The sequence below is a fragment of the Butyrivibrio sp. INlla14 genome (assembly GCF_900102515.1).
Taxonomy (GTDB): Bacteria; Bacillota; Clostridia; order Lachnospirales; family Lachnospiraceae; genus Butyrivibrio.
Window position 1 is genome coordinate 21,522 of the sequence record NZ_FMVS01000022.1, and the last position, 13,636, is coordinate 35,157.

16 protein-coding genes are annotated in these 13,636 nt (G+C 39.5%); 2 read left to right on the plus strand and 14 right to left on the minus strand.

The window, feature by feature from the left end; all coding sequences use genetic code 11:
• Nucleotides 1–26: 26 nt before the first annotated feature.
• The 8 genes from BLO53_RS13670 to BLO53_RS13705 all read right to left on the minus strand — a co-directional run bounded on the left by BLO53_RS13670 (nt 27) and on the right by BLO53_RS13705 (nt 6,737).
• Nucleotides 27–1,397 carry an ATP-binding protein gene (locus BLO53_RS13670; protein ID WP_176757290.1) on the minus strand — a complete coding sequence of 457 codons (1,371 nt, stop codon included), beginning with the start codon at nt 1,395–1,397 and terminating at the stop codon, nt 27–29.
• Between the two features lie 339 nt (nt 1,398–1,736).
• Nucleotides 1,737–2,213 carry a type III toxin-antitoxin system ToxN/AbiQ family toxin gene (locus tag BLO53_RS13675; protein WP_176757291.1) on the minus strand — a complete coding sequence of 159 codons (477 nt, stop codon included), beginning with the start codon at nt 2,211–2,213 and terminating at the stop codon, nt 1,737–1,739.
• Nucleotides 2,214–2,459: 246 nt separating this feature from the next.
• Nucleotides 2,460–3,074 carry an HAD family hydrolase gene (locus BLO53_RS13680; protein WP_092062763.1) on the minus strand — a complete coding sequence of 205 codons (615 nt, stop codon included), beginning with the start codon at nt 3,072–3,074 and terminating at the stop codon, nt 2,460–2,462.
• Between the two features lie 21 nt (nt 3,075–3,095).
• Entirely contained in the window at nt 3,096–3,617 is a 522-nt protein-coding gene (locus BLO53_RS13685) for an AAA family ATPase (protein WP_092062766.1), read from the minus strand.
• Between the two features lie 154 nt (nt 3,618–3,771).
• A complete protein-coding gene (locus tag BLO53_RS13690) occupies nt 3,772–4,731 on the minus strand; it encodes a plasmid recombination protein (RefSeq protein WP_242875381.1) in 960 nt (319 codons plus the stop codon).
• 324 nt (nt 4,732–5,055) lie between these two features.
• Nucleotides 5,056–5,289, minus strand: coding sequence for a complexin-2 (locus BLO53_RS13695; RefSeq protein ID WP_092062772.1), 234 nt, complete (start codon nt 5,287–5,289; stop codon nt 5,056–5,058).
• Between the two features lie 107 nt (nt 5,290–5,396).
• Nucleotides 5,397–6,371 carry an AAA family ATPase gene (locus BLO53_RS13700; RefSeq protein WP_092062775.1) on the minus strand — a complete coding sequence of 325 codons (975 nt, stop codon included), beginning with the start codon at nt 6,369–6,371 and terminating at the stop codon, nt 5,397–5,399.
• A gap of 129 nt (nt 6,372–6,500) precedes the next feature.
• Entirely contained in the window at nt 6,501–6,737 is a 237-nt protein-coding gene (locus tag BLO53_RS13705; protein ID WP_013280038.1) for a hypothetical protein, read from the minus strand.
• Between the two features lie 163 nt (nt 6,738–6,900).
• Between BLO53_RS13705 and BLO53_RS13710 the strand changes: the two genes are divergently transcribed.
• Both BLO53_RS13710 and BLO53_RS13715 read left to right on the plus strand, forming a co-directional pair.
• Nucleotides 6,901–7,425, plus strand: a complete 525-nt coding sequence (locus BLO53_RS13710; RefSeq protein WP_092062778.1) for a helix-turn-helix domain-containing protein — start codon at nt 6,901–6,903, stop codon at nt 7,423–7,425.
• Between the two features lie 54 nt (nt 7,426–7,479).
• Nucleotides 7,480–8,532 (plus strand): tyrosine-type recombinase/integrase, encoded by a 1,053-nt coding sequence (locus BLO53_RS13715; protein ID WP_176757292.1) that lies wholly within the window; start codon nt 7,480–7,482, stop codon nt 8,530–8,532.
• Between the two features lie 156 nt (nt 8,533–8,688).
• On the opposite strand, the gene rpsI is transcribed toward BLO53_RS13715, so the two are convergent.
• The 6 genes from rpsI to BLO53_RS13745 form a co-directional block, all read right to left on the minus strand.
• A complete protein-coding gene (gene rpsI / locus BLO53_RS13720; protein WP_026490004.1) occupies nt 8,689–9,087 on the minus strand; it encodes a 30S ribosomal protein S9 in 399 nt (132 codons plus the stop codon).
• Between the two features lie 26 nt (nt 9,088–9,113).
• Nucleotides 9,114–9,542: a 50S ribosomal protein L13 gene (gene rplM / locus BLO53_RS13725; protein ID WP_013280033.1), complete on the minus strand. Its 429-nt coding sequence runs from the start codon at nt 9,540–9,542 to the stop codon at nt 9,114–9,116.
• 375 nt (nt 9,543–9,917) lie between these two features.
• A complete protein-coding gene (gene truA, locus BLO53_RS13730) occupies nt 9,918–10,703 on the minus strand; it encodes a tRNA pseudouridine(38-40) synthase TruA (RefSeq protein WP_092062832.1) in 786 nt (261 codons plus the stop codon).
• A gap of 63 nt (nt 10,704–10,766) precedes the next feature.
• Nucleotides 10,767–11,567 (minus strand): energy-coupling factor transporter transmembrane component T family protein, encoded by an 801-nt coding sequence (locus tag BLO53_RS13735; RefSeq protein ID WP_092062781.1) that lies wholly within the window; start codon nt 11,565–11,567, stop codon nt 10,767–10,769.
• Nucleotides 11,561–12,412, minus strand: a complete 852-nt coding sequence (locus BLO53_RS13740; protein WP_026490007.1) for an energy-coupling factor transporter ATPase — start codon at nt 12,410–12,412, stop codon at nt 11,561–11,563. Before BLO53_RS13740 ends, BLO53_RS13735 begins: the two co-directional genes overlap by 7 nt.
• 31 nt (nt 12,413–12,443) lie before the next feature.
• Nucleotides 12,444–13,304 (minus strand): energy-coupling factor transporter ATPase, encoded by an 861-nt coding sequence (locus BLO53_RS13745; protein ID WP_092062836.1) that lies wholly within the window; start codon nt 13,302–13,304, stop codon nt 12,444–12,446.
• Nucleotides 13,305–13,636: the final 332 nt, after the last annotated feature.

Below are 13,636 nucleotides of genomic sequence, written 5' to 3' on the forward strand. Positions count from 1 at the left end.
TGCCACTCCTCATTTCATAGTATTTATCATTTTAAAATCCATGTTCCCTGTTTCTTTGATCCAAGTCTTTCAATAGCATCATCCTCTATCAGTTGCTTCATCAGCATCTGTACTGATCTTCGTGACTTCCCCATAATATTTGCCAATTCTTCTTGTGTTATGATTGGATTCTCCTTAATCAGGAGCAATATATAATCTCTATCAGATAAAGTACCTCTTTGCGCTTTATTTTGCGCTTTATTTTGCGCTTTATCATAAGCATAATTCAAGTTCCATAGAGTAAGGAAGAAATTATAACCATCAGTATAAAACTCTGGCTTTAAACTATCTGTATATCTTTCTTCAGATTCATAGGCATCAAGTATCTTTTTGAATCCACTGCCTCTTCTCTCCATCAAACGTAAGCGCCCAAAAACATCGGCCAGTATTGGATTTCTAAGCTTAGAAGGGACATGTCTCAAATCTAGTAACTGAACCTCAGAACCATCATACATTCCCCCTGGATTAGTAATAACCATTCGATCATCATAAATATCAATCTGGCTATGAGCACCTGTCTGCAAATAACTTCTATGAATGAGTGCATTGACTAATCCTTCTTCTACTGCACGTTCTGGATAATCCGGCAATTCTACTCTTTTATCTTTGTCTTTTCTCCATCCTTTTTTTGAGTTTTTTCTAACAAAATCCATTGCATTATCAAAGAGTGATAATAAACTACCAGTGATTTCCAGATCATCCAGAGCATCTTGGACAGAACCCGCTTTATCCAAACCATTCCATCTTGTACAAAACATTCTTGAATGATGAATATTCCATTGGTCAGCAAACAAAACACCTGCGTTTGTCATTTGTCCGTCTTCTTGCATTAATCTAAAGCTAATAAGATCTTCTTCAAAATCGTGATTACCAGACAGTACATCAAGATATCTTTTTTTGAACGCTTCAAACGTCAGCTTATCACGAGTTATGTCTGAAACCATAGCATCATATGACGTTCCTGTGCTTTTTATAATGAATTCAGTTAGTTCAAATCCAGTAATCTCCTTCTTTACACTTCCAGTACGGTAATAATATCTTCCATGGAGATTTAAAGGTAATCGCGATTTTTTTACCTCAACCTGAATATACTTCTTTTTATCTTTTGACTTGAGATTCACATCACAAGTTATTCCAAATGCTGCAGTAATTTTATTTGGAATATCCTCTAATAGCTTCTTTTGTACCTTTGAATCTAATCCAATAACGTTGCCATTATCATCAACTCCTATGTAGAGAGTCCCACCCTGGGCATTGGCATAGCCACAGATCCACTCTAAATACTTATCCTGCCATGACTCTTTCCATTCAACCACCTGATTTTCGTCATCTTCAATTATTTTGTCTATATCTCGCATAGCCTCGTCCTTAGTTTTTTTATTTAACAATATCATTGTTGCGCTTTAATCTCAACCCTAAAGCGCAAACTGAAATATCATTATTGCGCTTTACTAGCCAACTACTTAACAACATGAGGACATAACAAAAACACCCCAGGACTGTTGTCCTGAGGTGCAATAAGTCGTATATGATTGTCCAAAGATGTAATACGTTGTAAAACGATTATCTCTTTGAGAACTTTTTCATTGCCTTAAGCGCCTTGTTTTGGGCATTTGTAAGGCGAGTTGCTGTTTACCTGCTGCGCACGGTAGAAAGCTCAGGGCTACTGTATGCGGCTGGTGGCAACTTTACTATTTTCAATATGACTTACAAGCCTTTTCAAGTTTAACAAAATCATTAGTTCTTTTAGCAAGCGGAGTGGCATCACCATTTCTCAGCTTATGCTTGTAAACAATATCTGCATTTTTCAATATTCTGTTTCTTTGCCTATTTATCTCTCTGCTTTCAGCCTGCAACAAAAACCTATAATGTGGATCCTTGGTCCCATTAACATCAACAAGGTAAAACTCTCCATCCGGTACAGGTATCATATTGTTTATATTAATAACCGCATAATCCTTAATCTTAATGAAATCTACACCTTCAGACATTTTCTTATGCTTTGGCTTAAACGAAGATAATGGCGCAAAATATTTAAACCCATTTATCTCCAGAACAATTCCTATATATTTTCTAGAAGATTTATCCCCTTCCGAAAAGAATATATGCTCCTGATATGCCGATAAGTATTTTACATATCCTGGATTCACTTCATATATTTTTAAACCTCTCATGTTCCTCCTAAACATAAAACAGGGACAAGAAACCTTGTCCCTGCTGTTAACTCGCTCATTTATAAGGCTGTGCATCACCTACTGATAACTCGCTCATTTATAAGGCTGTGCATCACCTGCTTAACTATAGTATACATCAATAGACCTATCTTTCAAGTAGCAAAATTACCAAAATCCTTTTGGGATAAGCCACAATAAATCTCTATCATTTGAAAGTCTTAATCAGGTCAACCATCATCACTAATTCTATAGTAATTCCATCAGTTCTGACAAATTTGCGACAGAAAAATCCGGTTCTTCAGATACATCTGTAAATACCCAAAACTGTCCAAAGCCTTGTTTAATCCATATTGTTCCCATACCTAATGCTTTTGTAGGCACAATATCGTTATCCACTCTATCACCTATCATGACAGCTTTATTGGGATTGCATTTTGCACGATAAAGTGCTATCTCAAAGATCCTTTTATCTGGTTTAGAAACTCCTTCTTCAGCAGAAGCTATCACTAAATCGATATATTGGGATATCCCAAATTCTTTCAATCTATCTTCCGTTCCAGAAATCTGATTTGCAATAATTCCTATCTTGTATTTTTCTTTTAATGATTCCAAGCACTTTTTTGTTTCCGGATATAATATCTCATCTTCTTGAGTCCAAATTGGCTTCTCAACCCCCAACTGTCTCATCATCTCAGAATATCCACGTTTGCCTCTTTTATACAATTCAAGTGCCTTGTTATAAACAAATTCATAAGTAACATTTGCTTCATCTGCAACTGTTCTCATATGTCTTTCATATACTTTGCTCTCATCAATAAGTGTTGATCCCAGATCAAAAAACAGCCACTCATACTCTAACATGTTGCAATTTCTCCCTTATAGTTAACCGTTCGCCAAAATTGAGAGAAGATATTCTACATTTTCCTCAACTGGAGCAGCTCCATCAATTCTAATTATCGGACAATCTAAGATTTCAATCCATTTAGTGACAAAATCCTCCGGCCTGCTGTTTACCTTTTCAAACCATGAATTTTCTTTGCTTGAAAGATCTCCGTTATCAAGTATCCTATCTCCAAACTTTTGAGCAGAACGTGCTTTTACGCGTTCCATCCTCGTTTCTTTGGGAACTTCGACAAGAATAGCGTAATCTAATTTTGCAAGCAGTTTGTCCCCATAATCCCCCTTTACTGCTGCAAACACAAATTTATCGTTGGACTCTATTTTCTCCTCCAATAAGTGTATTACCTCATCTTTACTCCTTGGATTAGAAAACATATATGACTTATCATTTTTCGGAAAATACAGATCCTCATTATCTATAAATTGATAGGATAATCTATCTGCAAGAATTCTTCCAATTGTACTTTTCCCAACACCATTATGCCCGCATATCAATATCCCCATATTTGTATCCTCATTCATCCCATTTCTATTAACCAGTAATAATTCTGTCTTCAAATATAAAGCATCAAAACAGTTTCATTATACTTTACTGGACAAAGCACTTCAACAGAAAACAAGGGCGTTTTCACGCCCCTGCCTAATGCTATCATAGTATTCATCTCTCCGGACTGAGATTGTTCCTATTGAGATTCGGACCTTGCTGCTCTTTCCTCTGATCAACTATCGCCTGGCTTTCTCTTAGCTTTTGCAAAATGCTTGTTTTAGCCTTTTCAGCTATCTCAGGCTTCTTAGTCTTGTCCCACCATTCCTTGAATGTTTTAAAGGCTTTCGAGACTAATTTACCAAGTGTAGTCTTAGGATTTTCAAGTGTTGCATATCTCATGAATTCCTTTTTCATTTCCGTATTTACCACTGAGTCCACATATTGGTTAACTGTACTTTCGATGTCCTCCTTCATCTCTTTAGCCGTTCCATCCAGAGCTTCAATCTGCGTTTCCTTCTCTTGGCACTTATCTTCCAGCTTTTCATATTCTTGCTGCTTTAGCCTTAAATAGAATTCTTTTGAGAAGTCACTATTCCTGCCTTTTTCTTTTGGCTTAAGTGTTTCATCTCCAAAAATCTCCGGGTGGTCTTTCATCTGATGCTCTACAAAATCGTGCATTAGATCTTGTATTTTTTCTAGTCTCTCCTGATCAAACACTTTTGTTTTTGCCACCTGTTTGTTTAGTCCTCGTTTGTATCCTGTTGCTACCGGAACTCCTACTACGTGCATATGAGGTGAATCCTCATCCAAGTGTGTTACCGCCGATGCGATTTTGAATTCCGGAACTATCTCTTTTACATATTCAAGCTGTTCCCTCAAGAGTGGCTTCATTGCATTCCACTGTTCTCTCGTCTTATCCGCCCAGAATTCCTTATCCCCTACTTGGAGAATTACCTCCGTAGCCACATCATTCTTTTTACTTTCGGATACATACTCCAGATAATCATGGATCTGTCTGTCACTTCTTTTACCTTTGTTGTATTCCGCCAGTGCCTCAGAGAATTCCTTTTCATAAATATCTTTTACATCATCGAGAATATTTACTTCACTCCCGACTTCCACTTCGATCATTTCTTCGTTATACTCTTCACTTTGAAATAGTCGAAGATTGTGTTTACTCACCGAAACCACATCTCGTGTTTTAGTGAGCGAATGCTTTTTACATGAAATGTGAAATGTTACTGTTATCATAAACTAAATCCTTTCGTATTTTTTTGCCGCCGGCAGGCCCCTCGGAGAGCCCCCGGATAATGATGTGTAATGTCATTATCCATAGGGGTTTACCCATAACGCCACGTTATGGGGAAGCTCGCTCCGCTCGCCTGCCAAACCATTCATTCCTTGGCTGATTATTACCGGAGCGTGTCACGCTCCCGTTCAATCCATCAAGGGAAATCACCATCTAAAATTCCTGTGCATTCCCACCATATCGAGGTAGTCCTGACGAGCTTTTTCCTTCTCCTCTTCAGTGGGTGCTGTCTTGAACTTTGAATAGATTTCATGCCTCACTAGTTTTTCCATCTTGTCTTCAAGTTCTTTTTTGATCAGATCAGTATCTTCATCAAACTCAAAGACCAGTAATCGTACCAGCCTTATAAATAATTTCTGAGATATCTGTACGTTTTTCATTCGTCCCTTTCTTCTAGTCCGCAACAATGCAGTGTCTTTATCTTTTTACAACCTTGCAATCTTAAGAGTGTAACTTCAGATACCTTACATTGTTGCGGTCTTGATTATCATTCGTTCTCTTTCAATATCCAGTACCAGGTATTGTTGATTCTCCTGGCTTTTATCCCAAGTTCATTTTTGGCTATCTCCAGAGTTCTTTTTGATATATCCTCTTCTTTAGCCAGTTCTACTGCCTCGTTACTTGGGATCATATTATGATCTTCAGCCAATTCTCTCAGAAGAGCTATCGCCTTTTCCTGCTTATTCGCTTTCGGTGCAATTCCTCCGAGAACTTCGTCTGCGGTTATTTCATAATCTCCAATCCACTCGAATCCCTCTTCTGATAATCTGAAGGCCTTGGAATGTCCAAATGCTGATAAGTTGTTCTTTATTTGGACTATTGCCCTTAGTTCCGGTTCTCCTTCTATCCTTCCTACCAATAGGACACTTCTTGCTACTGCGTAGAAGTCTATTGATCCCATCCCTCGATAGGCTGCCTTGTTTCCGGAAGCTTTGTTCATGTGTCCGATTAGGATGATTGCACATTTGTACTTCTCCGCCAGAGCTCCCAGCTTCTTAGTCATATCTCTTGCTTCGTTAGCTCTATTCATATCCATTCCGCCTCCGAGATATGCCTGTAGTGGATCCATAATCAAGAGTTTTGCTCCAGTCCTTATGATTGCCTGTTCAACTCTCTCATCTACCATTGATAGCGATTTATCACTCTCATCTATCACATGGATTTTGGAGCAGTCAGCCCCGGCCCCTTCAAGTCTTGGCTTTACCGTATCAGCCAGTCCGTCTTCTGCTGTCTGATATATGATGTTTATTGGTTCCTCACTCTGCAGACCTGTATCTAACGAAATTCCTTTTGATAACTTCGCTGCTGCATTTAGTACAAAAATTGTTTTTCCATCTCCGGGATCTCCCTGAATGATGGTAAGCTTTCCATATGGTATAAACGGATACCATAGCCAGGAAACTTCTTCAGCTTCTACATCTGACATCTGGATAAGCTTTAATTCTGGTTTGCTTGTTTCCATTTAGATTCCTCCAATCTTACTTTTTTGTTGAACTTGGCCGGAACCCTTGCTATACTTTATTTAATCGAATTTACAAAAGCTCCGGCTTTTCATTTACTCTCTTGTTACCAGCAAGAGAGTTTTTTCTTTTTAGACCGCTTCTGGACTAAAGTATCCAATCTCTTCCCACACCTTTCTGTCTGGACAATAGTAGTTGTATTCACTGGAATTCTCTTTCTTCATGGCATATCCAAATTTGAATATTCCCTGTTGGATTCCAATTCTTACAAACTGCGCATCTTTGTGCATTGCCTCAGCGACCTCGGTTATAGGAACATTTCTACCGGTAAATCTTGGTAGTTCTACATATAACTTTTTGTCTTCCATACCTTTCACCTCCTTTCTTTTAAAAATACGAATTATCAGTTCGTATTTTGATAATACGTCCTTATAATTCATTTGTCAACTTAAAATATGCATTTTAAATTCGTATTACGTTCTTGCAATTCGTATTGCTACGTGTTACAATTCACACAAGGAGGTCAGTACAATGAATAATGGATATGATATTGGAAATAGAATTAAGCAGGCCCGCAAAGCTCAGCACCTCAGTCAAACTGAACTGGCTAACAGACTAGGTAAAACCATGCGTACAGTACAGAAATATGAAAGCGGTGAAATAGAGCCTTCAATAGGTGTACTGAATGAGATAGCAAATATTCTTAATATCTCCCCGGCAGAACTTATTGGATATCAGAAGAAGAACATTACTTTAGATACTCTCTCAGATGTCCTCTATGTTCTAAACGAATTAAATAAAAAAGCAGGTCTTCACTTCAATATAGACGTAAATCGCCCGCCAAAAACTGAAGAGTGGAGCTGTAGCCTTAAATTCATGGGAAACGATGAAATAGCAGAAAACAACGCAGATCTCTGCCTTTTTCTGGAAAGATACGCAGATGAACGAGAAAGCCTTGAACAAGGCCTATCAAATGAAGATAGATTTAATCACTGGTTTGAAACAGAACTTGCATACTACGCAAATGTAGCATTGCCCGATAAGAAAGGTGATTAAGGGACTATCCCCTTTTTCATAAATTACCTGAGCATCAAAGGAGGTCGATATTATTTGAAATTACCAAACGGATATGGAAGTGTTATGAAAATGTCCGGGAAACGCAGAAAGCCCTATATGGTAAGAGTAACCACCGGATGGACCATTGATCCGGAAAAAGGTACCAAAAAGCAGACGTACAATGTCATAGGATATGCTGAAACCAAGCAGGAAGGCTTGCAAATGTTATCAGATTATCATCAGAATCCATTTGATACAAAAGCTGCCAAAATGACATTCACAGACGTATATAATGCCTGGTCTGAAGCAAAGTATCCTACCATCTCTAAATCCAATGTGCATGGGTATACAGCCTCATATAACGTATGTGGCATCCTTTATAACAAAACTTTTAGAGATATAAGGCTGGCAGAGCTTCAGAATGTCATTGATACCTGCGGAAAGAATTATCCTACACTCCGTAAGATCAAAGTCCTTTTCAATCAGCTTTACGATTATGCCCTTAAGAACGATATCTGTAACAAGGACTATTCCGAATTTGTAGATATCCTCAAGTATAAGGACAAGAATCCAAACAAGGTTGAGAGAGATATCTTTTCAAAAGCTGAGATTGACAGGCTATGGGAACTCAAGGATGATCCGTTCTACCAGACAGTACTAATGCTGATTTACAACGGCTGTAGAATATCTGAACTACTGGATTTGGAAAAGAAAAATGTTCACCTTGAAGAACAGTATTTCGATGTGATACTAAGTAAGACTGAAAATGGTATCAGAAAGGTTCCTATAGCAGATAAGGTTCTACCATTCTACAAAGCCTGGTATGAATCCTCTGACTGTGAATACCTTCTTCACACAGATGACAACAAAAAATTCACCTACAGGAACTATAAAGACAGCTACTGGACACCACTAATAGAAAACCTTGGTATGGAGCACAATCCCCATGATACTAGGCACACCTGCATATCAATGCTGGCGGAAGCTCATGTGGATCCTACAATGATCAAGAAAATCGTAGGACACTCCGGAGCAATGTCTCTGACAGAGAAAGTGTACACACACCTTGATATCCAGTCTCTGGTAGAAGCAATAAATAAAATCTAAGACTTGATAATTTTGCTGTCTACCTGCTGTTTACTCGCTGTTTACGGTACAAAATTTTCTGCGTTTCACCACAACTGAATACAATTATAGATAAAAGAAAAACCCCAGAAACACTGAGTTTCTGAGGTTTGTAAATTCTTTTTGAATCTCGAAAGATTATCTCTTTGAGAACTGAGGAGCACGACGAGCTTTCTTTAAACCGTACTTCTTTCTTTCCTTCATACGAGGATCTCTTGTAAGGTATCCAGCCTTCTTAAGTGTAGGTCTGTACTCATCTGAATCAGCCTGAAGAAGGGCTCTTGAAATACCATGTCTGATAGCACCAGCCTGACCTGTTGTGCCGCCGCCTCTTACTGTTACAACAACATCAAACTTGTCTGATGTCTCTGTAGCTACGAGTGGCTGTCTTACGATAACCTTGAGTGTCTCAAGTCCGAAATACTCATCGATAGGTCTCTTGTTGATTGTTATATTTCCATTTCCGGATACAAGGTAAACTCTTGCGATTGACTTCTTTCTTCTACCTGTTCCGTAGTAACTTGCTGACTTTGCCATTTTATGTTCTCCTTTCAACTACCCGATTAAAATGTTAATACTTCAGGCTTCTGAGCTGCATGTGGGTGCTCAGCTCCTGCGTATACATGGAGTTTTGTGTACATCTCTCTTCCAAGAGATCCCTTAGGAAGCATTCCCTTAACGGCATGCTCGATAACTCTCTCAGGCTTGTCCTGGAGCATCTGACGAAGTGAGAACTCCTTGTGATGTCCAACATAATCTGTGTGGTGCCAATACATCTTCTGGTCAAGCTTCTTACCAGAAACCTTGATCTTCTCAGCGTTGATAACGATTACATAATCACCTGTGTCGATGTTAGGTGTGTAGATTGGCTTGTTCTTTCCTCTAAGTACGTTTGCAACGTTAGAAGCAAGACGTCCAAGTGTCATATCTGTAGCATCAACTACATACCACTTCTTCTCAACTGTAGTTGCACTAGGCATATAAGTTTTCATTGTGTTTCCTCCAGTAAATAATTGCTCTTAATTGATACATTGCATTGACCCTTCACCTGATCGATGCATTTATAACGATGTACATATTGAGGCTTACCGGGACATCAATATGACATTACCACGTTATTTCAGTCCATTTAGAACTGAAAACTGTGCAAACGGACATACCGTCACACAGTAAGATATTATATGACTTTGCAAGCCAAATTGTCAAGGTTAAAAAACCATTTCTTCAAGAAATTAATCAATTTTTTATCTTCTTATCAGTACTTCCTTGCAGATAACTAATGTGCGCTATTTGGTTTGCATCTAGAATTACCGGTATCCTTCGGCTATGTAGATGTATTCGAGTTTGATCATGAATGAGTCAATGTACTAGTCCGCGTTATCCACTTTTGGCCCTGGAATACCCTCAAGAAATCTGTACTCCATAAGAAAAAGTCCCTCAGGAGGAGCTGTTGGTCCTGCTGCCGCTCTGTTTTTCTTATCAAGTATAGTCTTCATCTCTGATGGGCCACCTTTGCCTCTTCCTATCTGCATTAGGGTTCCTGCGATTATTCGGACCATGTTGTATAAAAAACCATTGCCTGTAACAGAGATGACCACCTCATCTCCATTTCTTGTGACATGAATATCTTTTATCCTGCGTACATGGCTAAGCGCCTGAGATTCCACATTGCAAAAGCTTGTAAAATCATGCTCTCCAGTAAGATAGTGCGCCGCATCATTCATAACTCCGATATCCAGGGGCATACTGAAGTGACAAGCATAGAGCCTTCTGGTAGGATCCATGGTCTGTCTGTTCACAATCCTGTATTCATAGGTCTTTTCAGTATCGCAGTGCCTTGGATGGAAATCCCCAGCCACTTCTCTGGATTCTACAACACGTATATCCTGGGGAAGTTCATGGTTAACAGCAAATATAAATCTATCACCCGGAATTGTTGAAGCTGTATCGAATACTGCAACGTTTCCATAGGCATGTACTCCGGCATCAGTCCTGCTGGCTCCAATAACGTGGATCTCCTCGCCTGTCAATCTCCCTATGGCGCGGTTAAGCTCACCCTCGATCGTATTGGGCGTACTGGTCTGCTCAGCCCATCCGTTATAGGCTGTACCATCATATGAAACTATCAGCATTATTCGCCTAATGTCACTCATATCTTTATCCATCTTCGTTTTTGATGATCTCTTTCGCCGCAAAAATAGCTGCTTAATAGATGCTTAGAGTATTCTTCCCAACACTATTACAATTCCGAGATACGCCCAGATTACAAGGTAAGCTAATCTATCCCTATTCTGATAGATTAGTGGTTTCATCTTGGTCCTGCCATCTCCGCCTTTGTAACATCTGGCTTCCATGGCCATTGCAAGGTCATTGGCTCTTCTAAAGGCTGAGATAAACAGTGGTACAAGAAGTGGAACAAGGCTCTTTGCCCTTTTAATTATAGAGCCGCTCTCAAAATCTGCGCCTCTTGCCATCTGCGCCTTCATGATCTTGTCAGTTTCTTCCATGAGGATTGGGATAAATCTAAGAGCAATAGACATCATCATGGAAATCTCATGTACAGGCACCTTGAACAGTCTAAGTGGTCTTAGAAGCTTCTCAAGGCCGTCTGTAAGATTATTAGGTGTAGTTGTGAGGGTCATAAGCGACGATCCAGTAATAAGGAACATCAGTCTGATTGCCATCATTATAGCCATCTTAAGGCCTTCATAGGTTATAGTCAGCTTCCAGATACTAATAAGCTCTTTTCCCGGTGTGAGGAAAAGGTTGAACACCATAGTTATCATCAACAGGAAAAAGATTGTCTTCATACCCCTGAAGATGAATTTAGGCGGAACCTTGGATAAGTAAATGCACATAGCAAGAAAAAGAGCTGCGATCACATATCCTACAAAGTTATTAGCAACAAAAAGTGAAACTATGAAAACAAAGGTAGCCACAAGCTTAACCCTGGGGTCAAGACTGTGGATAACTGATTCTGTTCTATAATATTGTCCAAGTGTAATGTCTCTTAGCATTTTCCAAAAGCCTTCAATATCTCTATTTTTGCAGCATCCAGTGTGGTTACATTAGTATCAACCGGAAAGCCTGCTTCTCTAAGTTCTTGCATCACGTATGTGACCTGTGGTGCAGCAAGTCCAATTTCTTCAAGTTCCTTGTAATGCTTAAACACTTCTGTAGGCACGTCATCAAAGGCTACCCGGCCTTTGTTCATAACGATGATCCTGTCAACATAATTAGCTACATCGTCCATACTATGGCTTACAAGTATGATAGTTATTCCCATTTCATCATGGAGCTTCTTTATAAGGCCCAGAATATCCTCTCGTCCCTTAGGGTCAAGGCCCGCTGTAGGTTCATCCAAAATAAGAACCTCTGGTTTCATGGCAAGGACACCAGCTATAGCCACTCTTCTCTTTTGTCCACCAGATAAGTCAAATGGGGACTGATAAAAATATTCATCATCAAATCCAACCTGTTTCAAAGCCTCATAAGCTCTGAGCTCCACCTCTTTTTGAGGAAGGCCCAGGTTTTTGGGGCCAAAGCACACGTCCTTAAAGCAGTCTGTTTCAAAGAGCTGATGCTCAGGATACTGAAAAACAAGTCCTACCTTGGCGCGAAGGCTCTTTTTATCATAGTCAGGGTCATTTATGTCCTGTCCATTGTAGAAAACACATCCACTTGTAGGTTTCTCAAGCCCATTCATATGCTGTATAAGTGTTGACTTGCCAGATCCGGTGTGGCCGATAAGTCCCACGAACTGGCCGTCTGGAATATTAAGACACACATCTATCAAGGCCGCATGAGCCATTGCAGTGTCTTCATCATATATATAGTTTACGTGATCGAGTATAATTGACATTTTATTCTCCGGAAGTTGTGCTTCCCTTATACTAATTATTCTCTTTATTTTTGATTTTCTTTAACTCTTCCACAAGTTCTTCTCTAGTAAGAACGCCTTCTGGAAGCGGCAATCCGGCTTTCCTAAGTTCGTGAGCTAGAAGTGTAACCTGAGGAACACCAAGGCGCAGGTCTTTTAGTTTGTCCACCTGGGAAAAGATTTCTCTGGGAGTGCCGGTCATTTCTACATGTCCCTTGTCCATTACAAAGACTCTGTCAGCGTAGATAACTTCCTCCATATAATGGGTGATAAGGATTATGGTAATATTCTCAACCTGGTTAAGTGCCCTGGCTGCCCTGATAACGTCCTTGCGTCCGTTCGGATCAAGCATGGCTGTTGGTTCATCAAATATAATACACTTGGGGTGCATTGCAATTACCCCTGCAATTGACACTCTCTGCTTCTGGCCACCTGAAAGATGGTTTGGTGAGGATTTTCTAAATTGCAGCATTCCTACAGTCTTAAGGGATTCATCTACTCTTTCCCATATCTCATCAGTTGGAACGCCCATATTCTCAGGGCCAAATCCCACATCTTCCTCTACAACCTGGCCGATGATCTGGTTGTCAGGATTCTGAAACACCATACCAGCTTCCTGTCTGATGTCCCATAGATGCTGATCATCCTCGATATTCATTCCATCGACGAAGACCTCTCCCTCTGTGGGATATAGAAGGGCATTAAAATGTTTGGCAAGTGTAGATTTGCCAGAACCATTATGCCCCAGAATAGCAATGAATTCGCCAGGCTTGACATCAAGGTTAACCTTATCTATCGCTCTGGTTATTCCTTCTACGTTGCCCTCTTCATCTCTTCTGATATATTCAAATACAAGATTATCTGTCTTTATCATTTTTTTCATAGTAACATCCATAAATCAGTATTAATCAGCAATAGTTAGTTTACTAAAAAAGCGGCATAAATACAAGATTATGCCGCCTTTGTCATACTATTAAACTTTATCAATATCTCATTTCATTTCTTTTAACATTCTTTTGTTTTCGTACATGAGTGCATCAGCCTTCGCAAAAACGTCTTCTAAACTATTTTCCCCGTCATATCTGGCGACGCCAGTTGCTATTACTATGTCATGATTCTGGATATTCTCCTGATTGGATTTGTTCCACACCTCCAATCAGATATTTCCTTGTCTGACTTACTCGCAAAGTGCATATTAATTCACAT

Excerpts from the sequence above, each read along its gene's own strand:
- BLO53_RS13685 (WP_092062766.1), bottom strand. The coding sequence starts at position 3,617 with ATGGGGATATTGATATGCGGGCATAATGGTGTTGGGAAAAGTACAATT.
- BLO53_RS13710 (WP_092062778.1), top strand. The coding sequence starts at position 6,901 with ATGAATAATGGATATGATATTGGAAATAGAATTAAGCAGGCCCGCAAA.
- BLO53_RS13675 (WP_176757291.1), bottom strand. The coding sequence starts at position 2,213 with ATGAGAGGTTTAAAAATATATGAAGTGAATCCAGGATATGTAAAATAC.
- truA (WP_092062832.1), bottom strand. The coding sequence starts at position 10,703 with ATGAGTGACATTAGGCGAATAATGCTGATAGTTTCATATGATGGTACA.
- BLO53_RS13740 (WP_026490007.1), bottom strand. The coding sequence starts at position 12,412 with ATGTCAATTATACTCGATCACGTAAACTATATATATGATGAAGACACT.
- rpsI (WP_026490004.1), bottom strand. The coding sequence starts at position 9,087 with ATGGCAAAGTCAGCAAGTTACTACGGAACAGGTAGAAGAAAGAAGTCA.
- BLO53_RS13670 (WP_176757290.1), bottom strand. The coding sequence starts at position 1,397 with ATGCGAGATATAGACAAAATAATTGAAGATGACGAAAATCAGGTGGTT.
- BLO53_RS13705 (WP_013280038.1), bottom strand. The coding sequence starts at position 6,737 with ATGGAAGACAAAAAGTTATATGTAGAACTACCAAGATTTACCGGTAGA.
- BLO53_RS13690 (WP_242875381.1), bottom strand. The coding sequence starts at position 4,731 with ATGATCGAAGTGGAAGTCGGGAGTGAAGTAAATATTCTCGATGATGTA.
- BLO53_RS13745 (WP_092062836.1), bottom strand. The coding sequence starts at position 13,304 with ATGATAAAGACAGATAATCTTGTATTTGAATATATCAGAAGAGATGAA.
- BLO53_RS13735 (WP_092062781.1), bottom strand. The coding sequence starts at position 11,567 with ATGCTAAGAGACATTACACTTGGACAATATTATAGAACAGAATCAGTT.
- BLO53_RS13680 (WP_092062763.1), bottom strand. The coding sequence starts at position 3,074 with ATGTTAGAGTATGAGTGGCTGTTTTTTGATCTGGGATCAACACTTATT.
- BLO53_RS13700 (WP_092062775.1), bottom strand. The coding sequence starts at position 6,371 with ATGGAAACAAGCAAACCAGAATTAAAGCTTATCCAGATGTCAGATGTA.
- rplM (WP_013280033.1), bottom strand. The coding sequence starts at position 9,542 with ATGAAAACTTATATGCCTAGTGCAACTACAGTTGAGAAGAAGTGGTAT.
- BLO53_RS13695 (WP_092062772.1), bottom strand. The coding sequence starts at position 5,289 with ATGAAAAACGTACAGATATCTCAGAAATTATTTATAAGGCTGGTACGA.